The organism is Jiangella alkaliphila, from assembly GCF_900105925.1.
GTDB classification, from domain to species: domain Bacteria; phylum Actinomycetota; class Actinomycetes; order Jiangellales; family Jiangellaceae; genus Jiangella; species Jiangella alkaliphila.
In genome coordinates, this window is sequence record NZ_LT629791.1 from 7000920 (window position 1) to 7022844 (window position 21925).

At 72.7% G+C, this 21925-nt stretch carries 19 protein-coding genes; 12 read left to right on the top strand and 7 right to left on the bottom strand.

The window, feature by feature from the left end; genetic code table 11:
- The first annotated feature begins 84 nt into the window (after positions 1–84).
- Positions 85–1161, top strand: a complete 1077-nt coding sequence (locus BLV05_RS32245; protein WP_172860705.1) for an IS4 family transposase — start codon at positions 85–87, stop codon at positions 1159–1161.
- Positions 1162–1187: 26 nt separating this feature from the next.
- Positions 1188–1457 carry a hypothetical protein gene (locus BLV05_RS36310; protein ID WP_157524329.1) on the top strand — a complete coding sequence of 90 codons (270 nt, stop codon included), beginning with the start codon at positions 1188–1190 and terminating at the stop codon, positions 1455–1457.
- Between the two features lie 50 nt (positions 1458–1507).
- On the opposite strand, the gene BLV05_RS32250 is transcribed toward BLV05_RS36310, so the two are convergent.
- Genes BLV05_RS32250 through BLV05_RS32260 form a run of 3 tightly spaced genes read right to left on the bottom strand, consistent with a single transcriptional unit; the run spans position 1508 to position 4306 of the window.
- On the bottom strand, positions 1508–2434 hold the full coding sequence (locus BLV05_RS32250; RefSeq protein ID WP_046771052.1) for a cation diffusion facilitator family transporter: 927 nt from the start codon (positions 2432–2434) through the stop codon (positions 1508–1510).
- Complete coding sequence (locus tag BLV05_RS32255; protein WP_046771053.1) at positions 2434–2844, bottom strand: ArsR/SmtB family transcription factor; 411 nt, start codon at positions 2842–2844, stop codon at positions 2434–2436. The genes BLV05_RS32250 and BLV05_RS32255 overlap by 1 nt, the downstream gene beginning before the upstream one ends.
- A 40-nt stretch (positions 2845–2884) precedes the next feature.
- The gene (locus BLV05_RS32260) at positions 2885–4306 is read right to left on the bottom strand and encodes a M1 family metallopeptidase (RefSeq protein WP_052762851.1); all 1422 of its coding nucleotides are present in this window, start codon (positions 4304–4306) and stop codon (positions 2885–2887) included.
- Positions 4307–4406: 100 nt separating this feature from the next.
- On the opposite strand from BLV05_RS32260, the gene BLV05_RS32265 reads away from it, so the two are divergent.
- Positions 4407–6623: a preprotein translocase subunit SecA gene (locus BLV05_RS32265; RefSeq protein ID WP_197683435.1), complete on the top strand. Its 2217-nt coding sequence runs from the start codon at positions 4407–4409 to the stop codon at positions 6621–6623.
- 27 nt (positions 6624–6650) lie between these two features.
- Entirely contained in the window at positions 6651–7253 is a 603-nt protein-coding gene (locus tag BLV05_RS32270) for a hypothetical protein (RefSeq protein WP_197683436.1), read from the top strand.
- Here BLV05_RS32270 and hppD read toward each other — a convergent pair.
- Entirely contained in the window at positions 7198–8406 is a 1209-nt protein-coding gene (gene hppD / locus BLV05_RS32275; protein WP_046771055.1) for a 4-hydroxyphenylpyruvate dioxygenase, read from the bottom strand. The two genes, BLV05_RS32270 and hppD, sit on opposite strands and share 56 nt — an antisense overlap.
- Before the next feature lie 122 nt (positions 8407–8528).
- Here hppD and BLV05_RS32280 point away from each other — a divergent pair, with 122 nt between their 5' ends.
- Entirely contained in the window at positions 8529–8993 is a 465-nt protein-coding gene (locus BLV05_RS32280; protein WP_046771056.1) for an Lrp/AsnC family transcriptional regulator, read from the top strand.
- Here the strand turns inward: BLV05_RS32280 and BLV05_RS32285 are convergent, their stop codons facing one another.
- On the bottom strand, positions 8994–10466 hold the full coding sequence (locus BLV05_RS32285) for an FAD-dependent oxidoreductase (RefSeq protein ID WP_046771057.1): 1473 nt from the start codon (positions 10464–10466) through the stop codon (positions 8994–8996).
- A gap of 158 nt (positions 10467–10624) precedes the next feature.
- Here BLV05_RS32285 and BLV05_RS32290 point away from each other — a divergent pair, with 158 nt between their 5' ends.
- Positions 10625–11122, top strand: coding sequence for a hypothetical protein (locus BLV05_RS32290; protein ID WP_046771058.1), 498 nt, complete (start codon positions 10625–10627; stop codon positions 11120–11122).
- 37 nt (positions 11123–11159) lie between these two features.
- Positions 11160–12968 carry a hypothetical protein gene (locus tag BLV05_RS32295; RefSeq protein ID WP_046771059.1) on the top strand — a complete coding sequence of 603 codons (1809 nt, stop codon included), beginning with the start codon at positions 11160–11162 and terminating at the stop codon, positions 12966–12968.
- Positions 12969–12983: 15 nt separating this feature from the next.
- Here the strand turns inward: BLV05_RS32295 and BLV05_RS32300 are convergent, their stop codons facing one another.
- Entirely contained in the window at positions 12984–13625 is a 642-nt protein-coding gene (locus BLV05_RS32300) for an IclR family transcriptional regulator (RefSeq protein WP_046771060.1), read from the bottom strand.
- Between the two features lie 98 nt (positions 13626–13723).
- On the opposite strand from BLV05_RS32300, the gene dhaK reads away from it, so the two are divergent.
- From dhaK to BLV05_RS32320, 4 genes are all read left to right on the top strand, one after another.
- On the top strand, positions 13724–14716 hold the full coding sequence (gene dhaK, locus BLV05_RS32305) for a dihydroxyacetone kinase subunit DhaK (protein WP_046771061.1): 993 nt from the start codon (positions 13724–13726) through the stop codon (positions 14714–14716).
- A 2-nt stretch (positions 14717–14718) separates the two neighbouring features.
- Entirely contained in the window at positions 14719–15348 is a 630-nt protein-coding gene (gene dhaL / locus BLV05_RS32310; RefSeq protein ID WP_046771062.1) for a dihydroxyacetone kinase subunit DhaL, read from the top strand.
- A complete protein-coding gene (gene dhaM, locus BLV05_RS32315) occupies positions 15345–15743 on the top strand; it encodes a dihydroxyacetone kinase phosphoryl donor subunit DhaM (RefSeq protein WP_046771063.1) in 399 nt (132 codons plus the stop codon). The genes dhaL and dhaM overlap by 4 nt, the downstream gene beginning before the upstream one ends.
- 184 nt (positions 15744–15927) lie before the next feature.
- Complete coding sequence (locus BLV05_RS32320) at positions 15928–18837, top strand: beta-L-arabinofuranosidase domain-containing protein (protein ID WP_046771064.1); 2910 nt, start codon at positions 15928–15930, stop codon at positions 18835–18837.
- A gap of 64 nt (positions 18838–18901) precedes the next feature.
- Here the strand turns inward: BLV05_RS32320 and aceA are convergent, their stop codons facing one another.
- A complete protein-coding gene (gene aceA, locus BLV05_RS32325; RefSeq protein WP_046771065.1) occupies positions 18902–20191 on the bottom strand; it encodes an isocitrate lyase in 1290 nt (429 codons plus the stop codon).
- A gap of 115 nt (positions 20192–20306) precedes the next feature.
- Here aceA and BLV05_RS32330 point away from each other — a divergent pair, with 115 nt between their 5' ends.
- The gene (locus BLV05_RS32330) at positions 20307–21749 is read left to right on the top strand and encodes a helix-turn-helix transcriptional regulator (RefSeq protein WP_052762854.1); all 1443 of its coding nucleotides are present in this window, start codon (positions 20307–20309) and stop codon (positions 21747–21749) included.
- Positions 21750–21925: the final 176 nt, after the last annotated feature.

Genomic DNA, 21925 nt, shown 5'->3' on the forward strand with positions numbered 1-21925 from the left:
TCCGTTAGAACGGTGATTGTCGAAGATCATCGTCTGCCGGAGGGCCCTGTGAGTTCTGAGTCTGCCACGTGGCGATCGGGCGAGGTGAGTCTGGGCGCACTGGAAAGTGATCTTTGTCCGGAGCTGCTGGACGAGGTGATCGAGCAGGCCGGTGTGCGCGAGCAGCGGCGGCGGCTGTTGCCGGCCCGGACGGTGATGGTCTTCGTGCTCGGGTTATGCGTGTTCTGCGGCGCCGACTCGCATTCCCCGCCGGGATACCGCATGGTGATGTGCTGGCTGACCAGCACGTTCGGGTACCTGCGGGGGCTGGTCGTGCCGAGCGCGTCGGCGCTGTGCCAGGCCCGCAAACGCCTGGGCGTCACGCCGCTGCGGCTGCTGTTCGACCGGGTCCGAGGCCCACGCGCGGCGCCCGACGCGGCGGGAGCGTGGCTGTTCGGGCGGCGGCTGGTCGCCTTCGACGGCACCGCCCTGGACCTGGCCGACACCGCGGCCAACGTGGCCGCGTTCGGCCACATCGGCACGCCCTCGGGGTTCGCACAGGTGCGGCTGGTCGCGCTGATCGAATGCGCCACCCACGCGATCATCGACGCGGTGTTCGACGCGTGCCGGCACAGCGAGCAGGAACTGACCCAGCGGCTGATCGGTGCGATGCGTCCGGGGATGCTGGTGCTCGCCGACCGCAACTTCGGTCACCGGTTGTTCGCCCAGATCGCCACCAGCACCGGCGCGGACCTGATCTGGCGGATCAAGGGCAACGCCGACTTCCCCGCCATGAAGATCCTCGACGACGGCTCCTACCTGTCAGTGATCACCGCGCAACGCTACAAGAAGCGCTGGCGCACCGCCGCCCGGCGGGGCTGGCCGGAGCCTCCGATGCCCGGCACCCGGTGCGTATCGTCGACTACCGAGTCACCACCCACGTCGGCGATACCGTCACCATCAGCGATATCAGGCTCGTCACCACCCTGCTCGACCCGGCCGAGGCGCCCGCCCGAGCCGTCGCCGAGGCCTACCACCAGCGGTGGGAATCGGAGAACAGCTACCAGGAACTCAAGACCCGACTGCGTGGCGCCGGGTTCATCCTGCGCTCGAAGTCACCCGACCTCGTCGATCAGGAGATCTACGCCCTGCTCGTCACCTACCAAGCCCTCTGCACCCTGAGAACCGACGCCGCGGACACCGTCGGCGTGGACCCGCGCCGGATCTCCTTCACCATCACCATCCGCGTCACCCGAGACACCATCACCGCCGGCCGACTCGACCAGAACACGCGCGTCCTGGCCATCGCCGCCATCAGCAGCGACCTCAACCCGCCACGACGAGCCCGCGTCACGCAGCGCGTCAAGAAACCACCCCGGAACACCTTCAAAGCCAAACGACGAGACCAGACCCGCCCACCCAGCCACGCCACCCACAAGATCAAAGTTCGCCGGGCCAGCAAAACCGCCCTAACTTAACGGCATTGCGCCAGGACGCACCGAAACTTTGATGATCATGGGGGACGGGGTCAGGCGTGGCCGGCGTGCTCGTGTTCGGAGTGGCCCTCCGGCTCGATCTGGAACGTGCTGTGCTCGATGTCGAAGTGACCGGCCAGGCAGGCGTGCAGGCCGTCGAGGACGGAGTCGGCGCCGCAGCCGGGCTCGGCAGCCTCCGCGATGACGACGTGCGCGGACAGCACGGGCACGCCGCTGGTGATCGTCCATGCGTGCAGGTCGTGCACGTCGACGACGCCGGGAATCTCGAGGATGTGGCGGCGGACGTCCTCGAGGTCGACGCCCTTGGGGGTGGCCTCGAGGAGGACGTGGAGCACGTCGCGCAGCAGCAGCCATGCACGCGGCAGGATCAGCACGCCGATGAGCATCGACGCCACCGCGTCGGCGCGGACCCAGCCGGTCGTCATGATCACCACGGCCGCCACGACGACGGCGAGCGAGCCCAGCGTGTCGCCGACCACCTCGAGGTAAGCGCCGCGCACGTTCAGGCTCGCGCGCTGGCCGGACCGCAGGAGCAGCAGCGCGCCGGCGTTCGCGAGCAGGCCGACGACGGCGACGGCCAGCATGATGCCGGTCTCGATCTCGCCGGGGTCGCCGAGCCGCCGGACGCCTCCGACGATCGCGAGCACGCCGATCACGCCGACGACGACGCCGTTGGTCAGCGCCGCCAGGATCTCCGCCCGCTGCCAGCCGAACGTCCGCGCCGTGTTCGCCGGCTTGGTCGCGATGGCGGTGGCCAGCAGCGCCAGCGCGACGCCCAGCCCGTCGGCCAGCATGTGCCCGGCGTCGGCCAGCAGCGCCAGCGACCCGGACCACAGCGCGCCGGCGACCTCGACCGCCAGCACCACGCCGATGATGACCAGCACCCATTGCATGCGCCGCCGGTACGCGTACGACGCGGTGGCGCCCTGCGGCAGTCCGTGCCCGTGCCCGGCACCCATCAGTGCACCTGCCCCGGTCTGGTCGCGGGCGCGTCGGCGTCGGGCCGGGCCCGGTGCCCGTCGGCGTGCGGGCCGTGCCCCGTGCCGCCGGCCACGCCGTCCGGCCGCAAGCGCGACGGCGACCCGGCCGCCGCGAGGACGTCCTCAGCGGCGGCCAGCATCGCCCACAGCTCGGGCCGGACCAGTGCGTAGAACGTCGACCGGCCGTGCGGGTGCGGCTCGACCAGCCCGGCGGTGCGCAGGCTGGCCAGGTGACCCGAGACCGTCGACTGGGCCAGGCCGAGCTCGGCGGTGAGGTCCACCACCCGCCGCTCGCCGTGGCCGAGCAACCGCACGATCTCCAGCCGCGCGGGGTCGGCGAGGCTGTGGAACAGCCGCACCGCCGCCGCGTCGACTGACGTCTTATTCATCGTCACACGACGATGATAACGCAAACCGCCGATGAACCGCTCAGGGAACAGCCGGCTTGCCCGCCGTCCACACCCAGACGTCGAAGAACTCCTCCAGGTCCTGGCCGGACAGCTCCTCGGCCAGCGCCTGGAAGTCGTCCGTCGTCGCCGCCGAGTCCTTGTACCGAGCCGGCCACTCCCGCGAGAGCGCGCCGAACGCGTCCTCGCCGATCTCCAGCCGCAGCGCGTACAGCGTCGCCGCGCCCCGGTCGTAGACGGCGCCGGCGAACAGCCCGAGCGGACCCGGATCGGCGATCACCGTCTGCCAGAACGAGCTGGTCGCGGGTATCGCCATGACGTCGGCGAAGTTCTCCGCCGCGGTGGTGCGGCCGTCGTGCTCGGACCACAGCCACTCGGCGTAGCTCGCCCAGCCCTCGTTCAGCCAGATGTCCTGCCAGCGAGCGGGACTCACGGAGTTGCCGAGCCACTGGTGCGCCAGCTCGTGCGCGACGGTGCCCTCCGACGCGTTCCGGGAGTAGATCGGCCGGGTCTGCGTCTCCAGCGCGTAGCCGACGCTGTCGTCGTCGACGATGGCGCCGTACGACGAGAACGGGTACGGCCCGAACTCGGTCTCGAAGAGCGCGATCATCTCGGCGGTCTGCGCGAGGCCGGCCGACGCCGCCGGCGCGAGGTCGCGGTCGATCGCGTCGATCAGCGGCAGCCCGCCCGGGGTCGTCGTCTGGCGCAGCTCGTAGTTGCCGACCGACGCCGTCACCAGGTAGCTGGCCATCGGCTCGCGCGACGCCCACTCCCACGTCGTCCAGCCGCCCGCCGTCGCGGACCCGACGAGGTCGCCGTTGCCGACCGCGACCAGCCCCGCCGGCACGGCGACGGCGACCTCGTAGGTGGCCTTGTCCGTCGGGTGGTCGCTGACCGGGAACCACGTCATCGAGCCGTCCGGCTCGCTCGCCACCATGGCGCCGTCGCGGGTCGTCACCCAGCCGTAGAGCGCTCCCTCGATGTCGACCGGCCGCCCGGTCGCGCCCCCGTACGTCACGACGACGTCCACGGCCTTGCCGCGCGGCAGGATCGTCTTCGGGGTGACGATCAGCTCGTCGCCCTCGCGGGTGAACTCCGCCGGCCGGTTCTTGACGATGACCGACTCGACGTCGAGGCCGCGCAGGTCCAGGTTGAAGCTGGTCAGATGCCGCGTCGGCACGATCGTGACGGTCGCGACGGCGTCAAGCCGCCCGGTCAGCGGTGCGGGCGCCGGCGCCGGCGGCTGGTAGCGCACGTCGAGGTCGTAGTGCACGGCGTCATAGCCGCTGTTCCCGGCGAACGGGAAGTAGGCGTCGCCGGCGCCCGACCCACCCGGCGCCGGCCTGGACGACTGCCCCTGCGCCGCTCCCGCTGGGACGACGGCGGCTGCCAGCAGCCCTACGGCGATCGCCGCGACGACGCCGGACCTGACACGAGATCTCATCGAAGACGCTCCCCCTGGCTGGACGACGTGTGATCACCGCAGCCTGCCGGACATCGGGGCAAAAGGGAACGCCCCCGCCGAGGACATAGGGTGGGGGTTCGTGAGTGTGCGCGCGCGTGTCGCGGGGTTCCTCGGTGTCCGGCCGCTCGTTCCTGACGGCGCAGCGCGGCGGACGGTGGCGCGCGCGGCGAAGGGCGTGCCGGCGTTGGCGTCCGTCCCCGACGACGAGCTGCCCGAGCGACTGCGCGCCGACGGCGACCCCGCGGCAGGCCTCGCCCTCGTGCGCGAGATCGGGCGGCGGGCGATCGGCGAGCGCGCCCACGACAACCAGCTGCTCGCCGTCCTGGGCCTGCTCGACGGCCGGATCGTGCAGCTCGACACCGGTGAGGGCAAGACGCTGGTCGGCGCGCTCGCCGCCGTGCTGTCCAGCGCCCGCGGGCTGCACGTCACCGTCCTGGCCGCCAACGACTACCTGGCCCGCCGCGACGCCACCTGGATGCGGCCGCTGTACGACGCGGCCGGGGTGGACGTGGCCTGGGTCGACGCCGCGTCCGGCGCCGAGGACCGGCGGGCCGCCTATGCCGCCGACGTCACCTATGTCGCGGCGAGCGAGTTGGGCTTCGACACGCTGCGCGACCGCCTGGTCCACGACGAGGCCGAGCGGGTCCGCGACCGGCGCGAGGTCGTCATCGTCGACGAGGCCGACTCGGTGCTCATCGACCAGGCCCGGCTGCCGCTCGTCCTCGCCGGCGCCGTCGACGACGCCGAGCCCGACACCACGATGGCGGCGCTGGTCGCCTCGATGAAGCCGGGCACCCACTACGCGGTGAGCGCCGACGGCTACGGCGTCACCTTCACCCCGGCGGGCGAGGAGCTGATCGAGCGGACCTTCGGCGTCGACCTGTACTCCGAGTCCGACGGCGGCGGCACCCTCACGCGGGCCAACCTGGCCGTCCACGCCGAAGCGCTGCTGACCCGCGACGTCGACTACCTGGTCCGCGACGGCGCCGTCCAGCTCGTCGACGCCGCCAAGGGCCGGGTCGCCAGTCTGCAGCGGTGGCCCGACGGGCTGCAGGCGGCCGTCGAGGCGAAGGAGGGGCTGACGCCCAGCCAGGCCGGCGAGGTCCTCGACTCCATCACGGCGCCGGAGCTGGTGCAGGAGTTCGGCCTGCTCTGCGGCATGACCGGCACGGCGGCGACGGCGGTCGAGCAGTTCGACCGGATGTACCGCCGCCGGGTCGAGGTGATCCCGCCGAACGTCCCGTGCGTCCGTACCGACGAGCCGCTCGCCCTCTACGCCACGCGTGCGGACAAGCTGCGGGCGATCGTCGAGCGCATCGCGGCCGCGCACGCGGCCGGGCGGCCGGTCCTCGCCGGCACGCCCAGCGTCGCCGATAGCGAGGAGCTGGCCGCCCTCCTCACCGCGGCCGACGTCGCGTGCGTCGTGCTGAACGCGAAGAACGACGAGGCCGAGGCGCCGATCATCGCCGAGGCCGGGCGCCGCGGAGCGGTCACCGTCTCGACCCAGCTGGCCGGCCGCGGCGTCGACATCAGGCTGGGCGGCACCGACGGGGCCGCGCGGGCCGACGTCGCCGAGCTGGGCGGGCTGCTGGTCATCGGGACCGAGCCCCATGCGGCGGCGCGGCTGGACGACCAGCTGCGCGGGCGGGCCGGACGCCAGGGCGACCCCGGCGGCTCGGCGTTCTTCGCCAGCCTCGAGGACGACCTGATCGCGCGGCACGCCCGCATCCGCCCCTCCGCCGACGCCGACGGCCGCGTCGCCACCGCCGGCGGCCGCGCGCAGGCCGAGCACGCGCAGCGGGTGGCCGAGGGCACGGCGCTGCGGATCTACGCCAACACCCAGGAGTACGCCGTCGTGCCGCGCCGCCAGCGCGAACACGTCCTGGCCCGCCGCGAGGAACTGCTCGCCGAGCCCGAGCCCGAACGCGGCGTGCGGCTGTACTTCCTCGACCGCGCGTGGGCGGACCACCTGGCCCATCTGGCGCAGGTGCGCGACGCCACGCCGCTGCGCTCGCTGTCCGGCAAGGCGCCGGTCGTGGAGTTCAACGCCGAGGCCGTCCAGGCGTTCGAAGGGTTGCTCTCCGGCGCCGACGACGACGCCGACGAGTTCCTGGCCGCCCACCCCGGCCTCACCGACGCCGCCGAGCTCGGCCTCGGCCGTCCGTCCGCGACCTGGACCTACGTCGTCCGCGACGACCCCTTCGGCGCGCCGCTCGAACGCTTCCTCCGCGGCATCACCCAGCGCATGCTCGGCCGCCCCGACCCCGACGAGCGCCCGGCTGTCGGTCCCGGCTGACAGACTGAGTCGATGAGGCCAGGAGGCTTGAGCGGGTTCGGGGTCACCGAGTTCCAGCTGGTCCTTCTGCGGCGGATGCAGGACTTCCAGCCCGAGCTGGTCGAGGCGACCTGGGAGCGGCTCGGCGTCACCCAGGCCGAGGCCCGGGCGGCGAACGCGTTCTGGCAGCGGACGGAGCGGTCCCGGACGGCGCCGCGTGGGCTGGACCGCTACCGCATCGTGCTCGGCGCGCCGGTCGGCGAGAGCGACGTGACCATCGGCGACGTGAAGTGCCGGCTGTTCCACTGGTACCTGCCGCTCTGGCCGGAGCTGCGCTGGGAGGTGCTGGCCGGCGCCACCGGCAGTGTCGTCAACGGCTGGCTGGCCCGCGAGCGGGGCGGCGCGGTCCCCGAGCTACCCGCCGACGGCGACCTCGAGCCGTGGTCGTGTGTCATCGGCGACGTCGAGCGGACCTATGCCGACGTGAAGCACCTCGAGGGCGACGCGCCGAGCCGGTGGCACGTCGCGTTCACGACGCCCACCGGCCAGGCGCGACTGGCCCGCTTCGTGCACGGGCTGGTGCAGACGAGCGAGATCAGAGGTTCCCGCGGCGCTCCTGCTCGCGCTCGATCGACTCGAACAGCGCCTTGAAGTTGCCCTTGCCGAAGCCCAGCGAGCCGTGCCGCTCGATCATCTCGTAGAACACCGTCGGGCGGTCGCCGATCGGCTTGGTGAAGATCTGCAGCAGGTAGCCGTCCTCGTCGCGGTCGACCAGGATGCCGCGCTTCTTCAGCTCCTCCACGGGGACGCGGACGGTGCCGATGCGGGCCCGCAGCTCGGGATCGTCGTAGTAGGCGTCGGGGGTGTCCAGGAACTCGACGCCCTCGGCGCGCATGAGGTCGACGGTGCGCAGGATGTCGTTGGTGGCCAGCGCGATGTGCTGGCAGCCGGCCTCGCCGTAGAACTCCAGGTACTCGTCGATCTGCGACTTCTTCTTCGCGACGGCCGGCTCGTTGAGCGGGAACTTCACCCGGTGGTTGCCGTTGGCGACGACCTTCGACATCAGCGCGGAGTACTCGGTGGCGATGTCGTCGCCGACGAACTCGGCCATGTTCACGAAGCCCATGACCTTGCGGTACCAGTCGACCCAGTAGTCCATCTTGCCCAGCTCGACGTTGCCGACGCAGTGGTCGACGGCCTGGAACAGCCGCTTCGGCGCGCCGTCGCGCTTGACGTGGGTAGAGCTGCGGGCGACGTAGCCGGGCAGGTAGGGGCCGGTGTAGCGCGACCGGTCGACCAGCGAGTGGCGGGTCTCGCCGTACGTCGCGATGGCGGCCATGCGGACGGTGCCGTGCTCGTCGGTGACGTCGTGCGGCTCCTCCAGGACGGTGGCGCCCTGGGCCCGGGCGTGCTCGACGCACTTGTCGACGTCGGGCACCTCCAGCGCGAGGTCGACGACGCCGTCGCCGTGCCGGCGGTGGTGGTCGAGCAGCGGGCTGTCAGGCGCGACACCGCCCTTGAGGACGAACCGGGCCGAGCCGCTGCGCAGCACGAACGCCTTGTGGTCGCGGTTGCCGGTCTCGGGCCCGGAGTACGCGACCAGCTGCATGCCGAACGCCGACTGGTAGAAGTGCGCCGCCTGCGTGGCGTTGCCCGCGACGAAGACCACCGCGTCCATCGCCGTGACCGGGAACGGGTCCTTGCTCTCGTCGTACTCGACCAGTCCGACGAGCTGCTTGAGCTGCTCGAGATCGAGGTCGGCGTCGCGTTCTTCGGGCGTCAGGGTGTGATCGGTGGCCGTCATGACAGGACTCTGCCGGGGCGGCCGCACGGTGAGCAAGTGGTCCGCGCCACTCTGATCACGGTGTACGGTGTGGCCACCGTCACCGACGATTCGCTGTGCAGATTGTCCAGCCTGGAGGACGCATGATCGACGGCCTCGACGCCCGCATCCTCGAGCTGTTCACCCGCGAGCCGCGCATCGGCGTGCTGGAGGCGTCGCGACGGCTCCAGGTGGCCCGCGGGACGGTGCAGGCGCGGCTGGACCGGCTGCGCGAGACCGGCGTGATCGCCACCTTCGCGCCGACGGTCGACCCGGCAGCGCTCGGGTTCCGGGTGACGGCGTTCGCCTCGCTCGACATCCGCCAGGGCGCCCGCGAGTCCGTCGCGGCGCACCTGAGCCGGATCCCCGAGGTCCTGGAGGTGCACACCATCACCGGCCAGGGCGACCTGCTCTGCCGCATCGTGGCCCGCGACAACGACGACCTGCAGCGGGTCATCGACGACCTCGTGGGCGACGACGACATCGTCCGGACGTCGACGCTGATCGCGCTCTCGACCGTCGTCGCGCCGCGGATCCTCCCGCTGGTCGCGTCCGCCGTCACGCCATGATCATGGGACGGGGTCGCCGGCCCAGGCGATGAGGGCGGCGCGCAGTGCGGCGTCGCGGCGGATCATCGGCCGGGCGTCGGTGGCCCAGGCGACGTAACCGTCGGGGCGGACCAGCGTGAGGCCGTGCGAACGGTCCGCCGTCGTGACGAGGTCGACGCGGCCGGCCCACGGGTCGACCAGGCCGTGGTGGTCCTGACCGGTGAGCAGGACGAACCGGCCGGCCCGCAGCGTCTCGTAGAGCCGGGTCTTCGTGCCGGAGTCGGTGATGACGGCGACGTCGGGGACGCGCTTGCCGACCAGCGGGTGGTCGCCGCGGGAACGGCCGTAGCCGATGGCCAGCCCGGACACGAATTCGCCGGCCTTGCGCTGCACCGGGCCGATGCTGGCGGCCACCGCGCCGGCGACGTTGCGGACCGCGCGCAGCGCCGCCGACCCCGTCAGCGCCATGCGCAGCAACGTCCCGCTCCCCTGCACGACGCTGGCCCCGACGGCGCGGCGCTCGGTGTCGTAGCTGTCCAGGAGCCCGGGCGGCGCCCAGCCGTGCAGCTGTGCGGCGAGCTTCCAGCTGAGGTTCGCGGAGTCCTGCAGGCCGGTGTTCATGCCCTGGCCGCCGGCCGGCGAGTGCACGTGCGCGGCGTCGCCGGCCAGGAACGTCCGGCCCTCGCGGTAGCTCGGGACCAGCCGCTCGTCGCTGTGGAACCGCGACAGCCAGCGGGCGTCGTGCATGCCGAAGTCGGTGCCGAGCACGCGGCTCGCGACGTCGCGGACCTCGTCGAGGTCGACGGGGTCGTCGTCGGGTCGTTGCAGCTTGCGGTCCCACGCGATGACGCGGAACCAGCCGTCGCCGTACGGGGCGACGAACGCGAACCCGTCGTCGTTGGCGTTGGCCACGAGCACCTCGTCGGGCGGCTCCGTCAGCCGGACGTCGGCCAGCATCACCGACTCGACGACCGCCTCGCCGGGGAACGGCAGCCCGAGCGCCTCGCGGACCGTGCTGCGCACGCCGTCGGCGCCGACCGCGTAGGCGGCGCGCAGCTCGCGCCGTCCGCCGTCGCCGGACACCCGCACCGTGACGCCGTCGCCGTCCTGGACCAGACCGGTGACCTCGGCGCCCTCGACGAGCGTCGCGCCGGCCTCGCGGGCCCGCTCCGCCAGCACGTCCTCGACGTTGTACTGCGGCGTGACGAGGACGAACGGGAAGCGGGTCGGGAGGTCGGACAGATCGACCTCGATGGTGCCGAACAGGCTGAGCGCCGCCACCCGCTGTCCGGTCTCGATGACCCGCTCGGCGATGCCGCGCGCGTCGAACATCTCCAGGGTGCGGGCGTGGACGGCGAACGCGCGGGTCAGCGGCGATCGGCCGGTGCGCTGTTCGAGCAGGGTGCAGGAGATCCCAGCGGCGGCGAGGTCGCCCGCGAGCAGCAGACCGGCCGGCCCACCACCGACCACGACGACATCCGGCGTCTGACTCATCGATCCCTCCCGGCTGGTCCGCCTGTCGGCACGGTACCCGTCCGGAAGCGGTCTGTACCTGTCGGCGTCGTCACACTGGACATCACACCTGGTCACATCGAACGTCGCGGCGCTGCCGACTTGCCCTGCCCCCCGGGTGTCGGGGTTGAATGTCTCCGATGTCCAGTCGAGCTTCGGGCGGCGCGCTCGCCGCCTGCCTCATCATCGCCGCCATCGCCGGCTTCGGCGGTGGGGCCTACTTCGGCTCGCAAGCCGACGGCAGCACGCCGTCCGGGTCCGAGACGTCCGGCTCTGACGGCACCACCCCCGTCGGCGAGACGCCGGGCGACGGCGAGAGCCCGGCCGAGTCCGAGACCCCCGCCGGCGACGGCGCGCTCACGCTGACCGCCGGGCAGACCGAGGTCAGCTCCGGCGGCCAGATCGACCTCAGCGGCGCCATCGACCCGCCCGAAGAGGGCGTCCAGCTGCGGCTCGAACGCAGCGTCGACGGCGGCGAATGGGAGACGTTCCCGCTCAACAACCAGCCCGTCACCAACGCCGACGGCGCCTTCAGCACCTACGCCTCCACCGGCCAGGAGGGCACCAACACGTTCCGCCTCGTCCGTGAGGACGACGACACGGTCGTGTCCAACGAAGTCCAGGTCACGGTCGGCTGAGGCGGAGCGTCGGTGACGGATGCTTCAATAGGCGACGATGTCCCGACCAGCCTCAGGCGATGCGCGTGCCGCCAAGCACGCCGCCGGCGGCCGCCGCCCGGCGGGCCGCGGTACCGGCGACGGCGCGGACGGGCGGTCCGACTCGGTGGACGACGGCGCCGGCGCCTCGGCTGACGACGACCTCGGCATCGCCTCCTGGCTGGAGTCTTCGACCGTCGCGCCCGACGAGACCGGGCCGCTGCTGTCCCCGCTGGGCGGCGGTTCGGCCGCTCCTGGCGACGACCTCGGCGGGCCGCTCTGGCCCGGCGCCGAGCCTGACCGGGATGCTGGGCGCGGTTCTGGATCCGGTTCCGGGTCCGGCCGCGCTTCCAAGCACAGCCGCCCGATTGCTCCGCCGCCCGATGCTGCGTCGCCGCCCGGCCGGCGGTCCCGCTCCGGTCCGGTCGAGACGGCCGCCGCAGAGGCCGGTGCGTCCCCGAGCGCCGCGCCACAGCCGGGGCGGCGGTCCCGTACCGGGCGCATCGACGTGCCCGAGTCCGGCGCACGGACGCCCGAGGCGGCGACCGAGGCCGCCCCGCAGCCCAGCCACCGGTCCGGCTCGAGCCGGACCACCGCCCCCGAGGCCGGCGAGTCGGCGGGCGCCGCGCCGCAGTCCGGCCGGCGGTCCCGCTCCGGTCCCGTCGAGACGGCCGCCCCCGAGGCCGGTGCGTCCCCGAGTGCCGCGCCACAGCCTGGCCGGCGGTCCCGCACCGGGCGCATCGACGTCCCCGAGCCCGGCGGCACACGGACGCCCGATGCGGCGACCGAGGCCGCGCCTCAACACGGCCGCGGGTCCACGTCCGGCCGCCCCGACGCCGGGCAACGGCAGGGGCGACGGCCGACGTCGGGGCACGCCAGGATCGATGAGAACGACCCGCTCGGAGCCGGAGCCGGACCCGAACCGGATCAGCCCGCCGGCCCCACCGTCCGTGCGGCCGCCGCTGCGACCCCTGACCCCGACGCCCACACCGCGTTCTGGGCCGACTTCAACCCGGACGAGGCCGACGAAGCCGCGTCGAACAAACCGTCGGCGCGGGGCGGATCGAGGTCCGCCGGCGGCCGTCGCGCCGGCAGCCGCCGGGCCGCGTCCGACCCCAGCCCCGCCACGGCCGCCGCGGCCGCGACCGCCAAAGCACCCGAGACCGCGGTCTACGAGCCCGGCCCCGGCTTCGCCGCCGCGTTCGGCCCTGGGGCACCCGAGGCCCGGCACGCGCCTTCGACCTCCGCCGACGACGACATCGACGACCGCGAAGCGGACCGGAGCCCCGGGACGGACCGGACCGGCCGCACCGGACGCCCGACCACCCGCACCGCGCCTCGTCGCACCGGCGGCGGACCACCGCCGGGCCAGGCGACCGCCGGGGCGCTGGCGACCTGCCTCGTCGTCGCCGCGGTGATCGGGTTCGCCGCGGGCGGCTGGTTCGGCTCCCGCGCCGACGACGACGGCGAGCCGGGCGACGCGCGCAGCTCCGACCCCGGCACGTCGGCGCCGGGCGAACCGGTCCCCGAGGAGGGCCTGACGCTCAGCGCCGACCCGGTCGAGGTCGCCCCGAACGACCTGATCGCGCTGGCCGGCTCGCTCGCGCCGGTCGAGGGTGGCATCGAGGTGTCACTGCAGCACAAGGTCGGCGACGGCGAGTGGCAGGACTACCCGGCCAGCCGGCCCATCACGCTGACCACCCGCGACGACGGCACGTTCAGCGGCTCCGTCGCCACCGACGCGCCCGGCCCGAACCTGTTCCGCGTCGTCAACGTCGACGACGCGGAGATGGTCTCGAACGAGATCGAGGTCATCGTCGAGGGCTAGGGTGTGTCTCCCGGGTCAGCCGAGCCGAGCCCGCAGCTGGGCAGCCGCCGCGACGACCCGCGGCCCGACGGTGGCGTCCGGCAGCGCCCCGAGCGCGATGACGCCGACGCTGGCCTCGACGCCGGGCACGCCGAGCACGGGCGCGGCGATGCCGCTGGCGCCGGTCTGCAGCTCGCCGGTCGTGCTGACGAAGTCGCGCGAACCCTCCCGCCCGGCGAGGACGGCCCGGCCGGCGGCGCCGCGTTCCAGCGGGTGACGCGAGCCGACGCGATAGGCGACGTGGTAGTCGGTGCGGGTCGGCTCGACCACGGCGACGGCCAGCGCCTCGGCGCCGTCGGCGATGGTCAGGTGGGCCGTCGCGCCGACGTCCTCGGCCAGCGCCCGCAGCACCGGCTGCGCCACCTGACGCAGCGACGGCTGCACGCTGCCGGCCAGCGTCAATACCCCGAACCCGACGCTGAACCGGCCGCCGGCGACCCGGCGCACCAGGCCGTGCTGCTCCAGCGTCGCGAGCAGCCGGTAGACGATGGTGCGGTTGACGCCCAGGACGCTCGACGCCTCGGCGACGGTGAGCCCCTCGCTCGATCCGGACAGGACCTCGAGCAGACGAAGGCCGCGATCGAGCGTCTGCGAGATCTCCACCACGGCGACAACCATAGAGGTTCCCCGGAGCCAGGTCCGGGGGGCGGTTTCGCGCGTACTGTGTCACGCAGATGACAATCCCGCTGCGTGAGCACGGAAAGGTCGGTCCGTCGATGAAGAAGCTGATCAACTCCCCCGACTCGGTCATCGCCGACGCGCTGCGCGGCATGGCCGCCGCCCATCCGTCCCTCGCCGTCGACCTGGAGAACCGGGTCATCTCACGGGCGAGCGGCGCGACCCAGGGCAAGGTGGGACTGGTCTCCGGTGGGGGCTCCGGACACGAACCGCTGCATGGCGGCTACGTCGGCTACGGGATGCTCGACGCCGCGGCTCCGGGCGAGGTCTACACGTCGCCCGTGCCCGACCAGATCCTCGCCGCCACGCGGGCCGCCGACAGCGGCTCGGGCGTGCTGCACATCGTCAAGAACTACACAGGCGACGTGCTCAACTTCCGCATGGCGGCCGAGCTGGCCGAGGACGAGGACGTCCGCGTCGTCAGCGTCGTCACCAACGACGACGCCGCCGTCGAGGACTCCACCTACACCGCCGGCCGCCGCGGCGTCGGCGGCACCGTGTTCGTCGAGAAGATCGCCGGCGCCGCCGCCGAGGAGGGCGCCGACCTCGACGCCGTCGCGCGCATCGCCACCCACGTCAACGAGGTGACCCGGTCGTTCGCCATCGCGCTGCACGCCGGCACCGTCCCGGCGGCCGGGAAGCCGGGCTTCGAGCTGGCCGAGACCGAGGTCGAGCTGGGCGTCGGCATCCACGGCGAGCCGGGCCGCGAGCGCGGCGCGATGGCGCCGGTGCACGACCTCGTCGGCTACGCGCTCGACGTCATCCACGCCGACCGGCCGGTCGCCGGCGACGTGCTGGTCATGCTCAACGGCCAGGGCGCCAGCCCGCTGATCGAGCTGTACGGCGCGTTCGCCGAGGCCGTCGCCTGGATCGAGGGCCACGGCGCCCGGGTCGCGCGCAGCCTGGTCGGCAACTACATCACCAGCCTCGACCAGCAGGGCTTCTCCATCTCCGTCCTGTCGCTCGACGACGAGCTGGTGCGGCTGTGGGACGCGCCCGTCGAGACGCCCGCGCTGCGCTGGGGACGGTGAGCATGGCGTTCGACGCACAGACGGCGACGGCCTGGGTCGGCGCGGCCGAGGTCGCCGTCAAGGCGAACGAGTCCCGGCTGACCGACCTCGACGCCGCCATCGGCGACGGCGACCACGGCGCCAACCTCGCCCGCGGGCTGGCCGCCGCCGTCGTCGCCATCGCCGACAAGCAACCGTCCACCCCCGGTGACGTGCTGGTCACGGCCGGTCGCGGCATCGTCGCCAAGACCGGCGGCGCGTCCGGCCCGCTATATGGCACCGCGCTGCGCCGGGCCGGCAAGGCGCTGGGCGATGCTTCCTCCGTCGAGGCCGCCGAGGTGGGTGAAGCGCTGGAGGCCGCGCTGACGGCGATCAAGGAGCTGGGCGGCGCGAACGACGGCGACAAGACGATGGTCGACGCGCTCACGCCGGCCGTTGCCGCGTTCCAGGCCGTCGCCGCCGACGGCGGGACCGTCGGTGCGGCGGCCGCCGCCGCTGCCGAGGCCGCCGAGACCGGGCTCGCCGCGACCGTCCCCATGCAGGCGCGCAAGGGCCGGGCCAGCTACCTCGGCGCGCGCAGCATCGGCCACGAGGACCCCGGCGCCGCGTCGACGGCGCTGATCCTGCGGGCGCTCGCGGAGGTCACCGCGTGACGGTCGGCATCGTGCTGGTCTCGCACAGTCCCGCGGTCGCCGGTTCCGTCGCCGAACTGGCGTCGGAGCTGGCCGGGCCCTCGGTCGCCATCCGGCCCGCGGGCGGCACCGACGACGGCCGGTTCGGCACCAGCATCGAGCTGATCGCCGCCGCCGTCTCCGCCGCCGACAGCGGCGACGGCGTCTGCGTGATCATGGACATGGGCAGTTCCGTGCTGACGTCGAAGACGCTGCTGGAGGACTGGGAAGACGAGGACGGCGGCCCGGTCGTCCGGCTCGCCGACGCCCCGTTCACCGAGGGCGCGGTGGCGGCGGCGGTGCTCGCCTCCACCGGCCAGGACCTCGACACCGTCGTCAGCTCCGCCGAGCAGGCCTGGTCGATGCGCAAGCTCTGACCACCCCGCCCCATGATCATCAACCTTTTGTGCTGTCCTGACGACGCAAAAGGTCGATGATCATGGGGCGGAGTCACTCTTGACCGGCGCTCCGCCCGCGGTGCACTATTTCACACATCACAGTTCACATCCGTCCATGGCGGACTCAGCACCCTGTTGTTAACGCTCACAATGAGGAGGGCGAATGAGCAGGAGATTCTCCCGGCGGGACGCGCTGCGTCTGGGGGCGATGGCCGCGGCCGCGCCGGCCGCCGCATCGGCCGTCGCCACCGCGGTCGCACCAGCACACGCAGCCGGCCCGGCCACCGCGGCCATCCCCGGCGGCGCACCCCGGCCCGGTTGGACGTCCGACGCGTGGGAGGTCCAGCCGTTCGCGCTGAACCAGGTCACGCTGGGCGACGGCGTCTACAAGGAGAAGCGCGACCGGATGCTCGACTACGCCCGCAACTACCCGGGCACCGGCGACGTCCTGGCGGGGCCGGACCGGATGCTGCACCTGTTCCGGGCCAACGCCGGCCTCCCCGCGCCGGGTACCTGGCCGGGCGGCTGGGACACGCCGAACCACCTGCTCCGCGGCCACTTCTCCGGCCACTGGATGACGATGCTGGCGCAGTGCTGGGCGGCCACCGGCGAGGAGCTCTTCCTGACGAAGCTGGACTACCTCGTCGCGGAGCTGGCGAAGGTCCAGGACGCGCTCGACCAGCGCGACTTCGGCCGCGTCGCCGGCCGGTTCGGCAAGGCCGTCAGGCTCAGCGACCCGCACCCGAACCAGTTCGTCACGCTCCCGCCCGACCTGAACGCCGGCCTCACAGACGCCACGTTCGCCGCATGGGTGAACCCGGCCGCGAACCAGACGAACGCCCGCATCCTCACCCTCGCTGCCAGCAGCCGCGCCTACCTGGCCCTCACCGCGCGCGTCTCGAACGAGGTCGGCCCCCGGTTCGCGATCACGGTCGACGGGGCCAACGCCGAGCAGCGCGTCGACTCGCCCGTCCAGCTCGCCCTGAACACCTGGAACCACGTCGCCGTCACCCTCCAGGGCGGCACCGCGAGGCTCTACGTCAACGGTACCGAGGCCGCCGTCAACACCGGGCTCACCCTCACCCCCGCCGCCGTCGGCGCGACGACGAGCAACTGGATCGGCCGCTCCACCAGCAACGACCACGCCCTGCTCAACGCCGCCGTCGACGACGTCCAGCTGCACGGCCGCGCGCTGACCCCCGCGGAGATCCAGGCGCTGACGACCGGATCCGTCGACGCCACCGCGCTGCGGGCCCGCTGGACCTTCGACGACGAGGGCGAGAGCGCGCCGGACGCGTCCGGGAACGGCCGGCACGCCACCATCGTCGGCACCGGCTACCCCGGCTACCTGGCCGCGTTCCCGGAGGGCCAGTTCATCCGGATCGAGCCGCCGATGGTGCAGCCGAACAGCGGCCCGAACGCCGTCTGGGCGGTCTGGTACACCCATCACAAGATCATGCGCGGCCTGCTCAACGCCTACGACCTCACCGGCAACGAGGACGCGCTGCCGATCCTGTTCCGCATGGGCGAGTGGGTGCACAACCGGCTCGGCCACCTCACGCCCGAGGGCCGCGACCGGATGTGGAACACCTACAGCGCGGGCGAGGCCGGGTCGATGAACGAGGTCATGGCCGAGCTCGCGTCGCACACGACGGATTCCGCACAGCGCGAGCGGTTCCTCGAGACCGCCAAGATGTTCACCTTCAGCACCCTGTTCAACGCCACGATCGACCAGGACGACCAGCTGAACGGGCGGCACGCGAACCAGTACATGGCGCCGAACATCGGCTACCTGCGCATCTTCGAGCACACCGGCGAGGAGCAGTACCACACGGCCGCCCGCAACTTCTGGGGCATGGTGGTGCCGCACCGCACGTTCAGCAACGGCGGCGCCGGACGCAGCGAGCACTTCCGCGCCCGCGGCGACATCACGTCCGGGTTCACGTCGGGCAGCGACCCGCGGCACGCCGAGACCTGCTGCGCCTACAACATGCTCCGCCTCACGCGGAACCTGTTCTTCCACGAGCCCGAGCCGGCCTTCATGGACTTCTACGAGAAGGCGCTGCACAACCAGATCCTCAGCTCGCGCCGCGACGTCGACAGCGTCACCGCCACTGAGGTGACGTACCACCAGAACATGTGGCCTGGGCGGTCGCGGCGCATCGGCAACACCGTCGAGTACAGCCGGTACGGCGGCAACGGCAGCTGCTGCAACGGCACCGGCGTCGAGAGCCACACGAAGTACCAGGAGACGGTGTTCTTCCGCTCCGCCGACGCCGGCGCGCTCTACCTGAACCTGTTCGTCCAGGCCACGCTGACCTGGCCGGAGCGCGGCTTCGTCATCGCACAGGAGACCGCGTTCCCGGCGGCCGGCTCGACCCGTCTGCGCATCCAGGCCGGCAGCGGCCCGCTCGACCTCAAGCTGCGCGTCCCCGGCTGGGCGAAGCAGGGCTACACAGTCGCCGTCAACGGCCGGGACCAGCACGTCGACGCGACGCCGACGTCGTACGTCACCGTCAGCCGCAACTGGCAGGCCGGCGACGTCGTCGACATCACCATGCCGCTGAGCTTCTGGGTCGACAAGGCGCTCAACGACAAGTCGGTGCAGTCGATCATGTATGGGCCGACGCTGATGGTCGTGCGCGACGCGACGCCGAGCTACCGCGAGCTGACGTTCTTCCCGCAGCTCGGGCTGGACGGCGACCTGGCGGCGGCGATCGAGCCGACCGACGCGTCGATGCACTTCACGACGCACGGCCTGCTGCTGGCGCCGTACTACGTCGCCGACGCGGTACCCGGCCAGTTCAACAGCTTCCACCCGTACGTGAAGCGGGTCGAGCCCGAGGTGGTGTTCCGGTCGCAGCGGACCGGCGTGCCGAACGACGCGATCCGCGACCAGCAGGGCGAGACGTTCCTCGACCGCGTCTGGGACGCCGCGCCGTTCGCGAACCACGGCGACCTCGTCCGTCAGGTGGAGGCCGTCTCCCAGGAGTGGGCCGACGCCGGCCGGCACACCCGGCGGCAGCGGCAGGACATCATCGTCGCGGCCGCGAGGGCGACGTCCGAGCTGTAACCACAAGACGGCGGGTGGATCACCGGCGGCCCCAGAACCCCGGTGATCCACCCGCAGCCATCGGTCAGAACTGCTCCTCCTCGGTCGACCCCTTGAGGGCCAGGGTGTCGCTGTCGGGGTTGAGCGCCGTCGACACCAGGTCGAAGTAGCCGGTGCCGACCTCGCGCTGGTGCTTCGTCGCCGTGTAGCCCAGGTGCTCGGCGGCGAACTCGCGCTGCTGCAGGTCGACGTACGCGGTCATCGCGCTCTCGGCGTAGCGGCGGGCGAGGTCGAACATGCCGTAGTTGAGCTGGTGGAACCCGGCCAGCGTGATGAACTGGAACCGGTAGCCCAGGTCGGCGAGGTCGCGCTGGAAGGTCTCGATCTCGGCGTCGTCGAGATGCGCCTTCCAGTTGAACGACGGCGAGCAGTTGTACGCCAGCATCTTGTCCGGGTACTGCTCGCGCACAGTCTCGGCCACCTTGCGGGCCAGGGCGAGGTCCGGGGTGCCGGTCTCGACCCACAGCAGGTCGGCGTACGGCGCGTAGGCCAGCGCGCGGGCCAGCACCGGCTCGACGCCGGAGCGGGTCCGGTAGAACCCCTCGGCGGTCCGCTCGCCGGTGAGGAACGGCTGGTCGATCGGGTCGACGTCGCTGGTGATCAGCTCCGCGGCCAGCGAGTCGGTGCGCGCGACGATGATCGTCGGGACGCCGGCGACGTCGGCCGCGAGCCGGGCCGCGTTGAGCGTGCGGATGTGCTGCGACGTCGGCACCAGGACCTTGCCGCCGAGGTGGCCACACTTCTTCTCCGAGGCCAGCTGGTCCTCGTAGTGGACGCCCGCCGCGCCGGCCGCGATCAGCGCCTTGGCCAGCTCGTACGCGTTCAACGGCCCGCCGAACCCGGCCTCGGCGTCGGCGACGATCGGCGCCAGCCAGTCGAACCCGGGGTCGGCGCCCTCGGCGTAGGTGATCTCGTCGGCGCGCAGCAGCGCGTTGTTGATGCGGCGGACGACGGTCGGCACCGAGTTGACCGGGTAGAGGCTCTGGTCCGGGTAGGTGTTGCCGGACGTGTTGCCGTCGGCCGCGACCTGCCAGCCGGACAGGTAGATCGCCTTGAGTCCGGCCCGGACCATCTGCACCGCCTGGTTGCCGGTGATCGCGCCCAGCGCGGCCACGTGCTCGGGCTGGTGCAGCAGCTCCCACAGCCGCTCGGCGCCGCGGCGGGCCAGCGTGTGCTCCTCGCGGACGCTGCCGCGCAGCCGCACGACGTCCTCGGCGGAGTAGGTGCGGCGCACGCCGGACCAGCGGGGGTCGCTCGCCCACTGTTCGGCGAGGGCGGCGGCCTCGGTGGTCCGGCGGTCCAGGGTCGTCGTCATGCTCACTCCCGTGTTCGGTGAATTGCTGACGTCCTCCACCGTGCGGCGGCCTCACCACCTCCATCCACCGCTAGAGTGGGTGAAGATTCACCGAATTTCACTGAATAGGAACTTCATGGCCGATCTCGACCTCGTCACCCTGGGCCGCCGCATCCGGCACGCCCGCAAGGCCGCCGGGCTCACGCTCGGCGCGCTCGCGACCGCCGTCGACCGCGCGCCGTCGCTGCTCTCGCAGATCGAGAACGGACGGCGCGAGCCGCGGCTGACGCTGCTGCAGGCCATCGCGACGGCGCTGGGCGTCGACGTCGCCGACCTGATGAAGCCGGAGCCGCCGTCGCACCGCGCGGCGTTGGAGATCGCGCTCGAGCACGCGCAGGCCGACCCGTTGTACTCGTCGCTCGGGCTGCCGCACGTGACGGCCGGCCCCACCATGCCGGCGGAGGTGCTCGAGTCGCTGGTCGGGCTGCACGGCGAGCTGCGCCGTCGAGCCACCGAGCAGGCCGCGACCCCCGAGGAGGCCCGCCGGGCCAACGCCGAGCTGCGCCGGCAGATGCGCGACCGCGGCAACTACTTCGCCGAGACCGAGCAGGTCGCGGCCGGCATCTCCCGCGCGGTCGGGCACGACGGCGGCCCGCTCACCGAGCGCGGCGTCGGCGAGCTGACCACGCACCTCGGCTTCACCCTGCATCGGGTCGCCGACCTGCCGCGCGCCACCCGCTCCATCACCGACCTCGAGGACCGGCGCATCTACCTGCCCGCGTCGGGGCGCGGCGGGCACGACCCGCGGACCATCGTGCTGCAGACGCTCGGCCATTTCGCGCTGGGCCATCGCGAGCCGGCCGACTACGCCGACTTCCTGCGCCAGCGGGTCGAGACCAACTACTTCGCCGCGGCGCTGCTGATGCCCGAGGCGGCCGCCGCCGACTTCCTGCAGCGGGCGAAGGCCCGGCGCGAGCTGGCCATCGACGACCTGCGCGACGTGTTCGCCGTCTCCTACGAGACCGCCGCGCACCGGTTCACCAACCTCGCCACCCACCACCTCGGGCTGCCGGTGCACTTCATGCGGGTCGGCGAGGACGGCGTCATCTACAAGGCCTACGAGAACGACGACGTCACGTTCCCCGCCGACGTCACCGGCGCCATCGAGGGCCAGCTGGTCTGCCGGTTCTGGGCGTCGCGGGCGGTGTTCGCCGCGCCCGACCGCTACGCCACCCACCACCAGTACACCGACATGGGCCGCGGCACGTACTGGTGCACCACGCACGTCGAGAGCACGCCCGAGGGCGACTTCGCCATCGACGTCGGCGTGCCGTACGCCCACTCGAAGTGGTTCCAGGGCCGCGAGACCACCGTCCGGGCCACGTCGGGCTGCCCCGACCCGTCCTGCTGCCGCCGCCCGCCGGCCGCGCTGGCCGGCCGCTGGAGCAGCCGGGCCTGGCCCAGCGCGCGGGTCCACTCGCACCTCCTGGCAGCATTGCCTCCAGGCACCTTTCCGGGGGTGGACGACACCGACGTCTACACCTTCCTGGAGCGACACTCCGGAGCCGGATCCGATTAACCGGACATTCTTCCGGAATCTGGTGACAGACCCACAAACTGTCGGTAGGTTCTGCTGTTACTCGGCCGGTGCGATCCACCGGCCCGAGGAGGGTCATGCAATACCGAGGGGCGATGGGGGCCGAAGGTCCCCCTGAGGCCTCGGTCCAGGGCTGATGTCGACTGGAGAGAGCTCGT

What these genes read in the sequence shown, in the direction of transcription:
- BLV05_RS32330 (WP_052762854.1), top strand. Translation starts at nt 20,307, where the DNA reads ATGGCCGATCTCGACCTCGTCACCCTGGGCCGCCGCATCCGGCACGCC.
- BLV05_RS32255 (WP_046771053.1), bottom strand. Translation starts at nt 2,844, where the DNA reads ATGAATAAGACGTCAGTCGACGCGGCGGCGGTGCGGCTGTTCCACAGC.
- BLV05_RS32290 (WP_046771058.1), top strand. Translation starts at nt 10,625, where the DNA reads ATGTCCAGTCGAGCTTCGGGCGGCGCGCTCGCCGCCTGCCTCATCATC.
- BLV05_RS32295 (WP_046771059.1), top strand. Translation starts at nt 11,160, where the DNA reads ATGTCCCGACCAGCCTCAGGCGATGCGCGTGCCGCCAAGCACGCCGCC.
- BLV05_RS32250 (WP_046771052.1), bottom strand. Translation starts at nt 2,434, where the DNA reads ATGGGTGCCGGGCACGGGCACGGACTGCCGCAGGGCGCCACCGCGTCG.
- BLV05_RS32285 (WP_046771057.1), bottom strand. Translation starts at nt 10,466, where the DNA reads ATGAGTCAGACGCCGGATGTCGTCGTGGTCGGTGGTGGGCCGGCCGGT.
- BLV05_RS32320 (WP_046771064.1), top strand. Translation starts at nt 15,928, where the DNA reads ATGAGCAGGAGATTCTCCCGGCGGGACGCGCTGCGTCTGGGGGCGATG.
- hppD (WP_046771055.1), bottom strand. Translation starts at nt 8,406, where the DNA reads ATGACGGCCACCGATCACACCCTGACGCCCGAAGAACGCGACGCCGAC.
- BLV05_RS32280 (WP_046771056.1), top strand. Translation starts at nt 8,529, where the DNA reads ATGATCGACGGCCTCGACGCCCGCATCCTCGAGCTGTTCACCCGCGAG.
- dhaK (WP_046771061.1), top strand. Translation starts at nt 13,724, where the DNA reads ATGAAGAAGCTGATCAACTCCCCCGACTCGGTCATCGCCGACGCGCTG.
- aceA (WP_046771065.1), bottom strand. Translation starts at nt 20,191, where the DNA reads ATGACGACGACCCTGGACCGCCGGACCACCGAGGCCGCCGCCCTCGCC.
- BLV05_RS32300 (WP_046771060.1), bottom strand. Translation starts at nt 13,625, where the DNA reads ATGGTTGTCGCCGTGGTGGAGATCTCGCAGACGCTCGATCGCGGCCTT.
- dhaL (WP_046771062.1), top strand. Translation starts at nt 14,719, where the DNA reads ATGGCGTTCGACGCACAGACGGCGACGGCCTGGGTCGGCGCGGCCGAG.
- BLV05_RS32260 (WP_052762851.1), bottom strand. Translation starts at nt 4,306, where the DNA reads ATGAGATCTCGTGTCAGGTCCGGCGTCGTCGCGGCGATCGCCGTAGGG.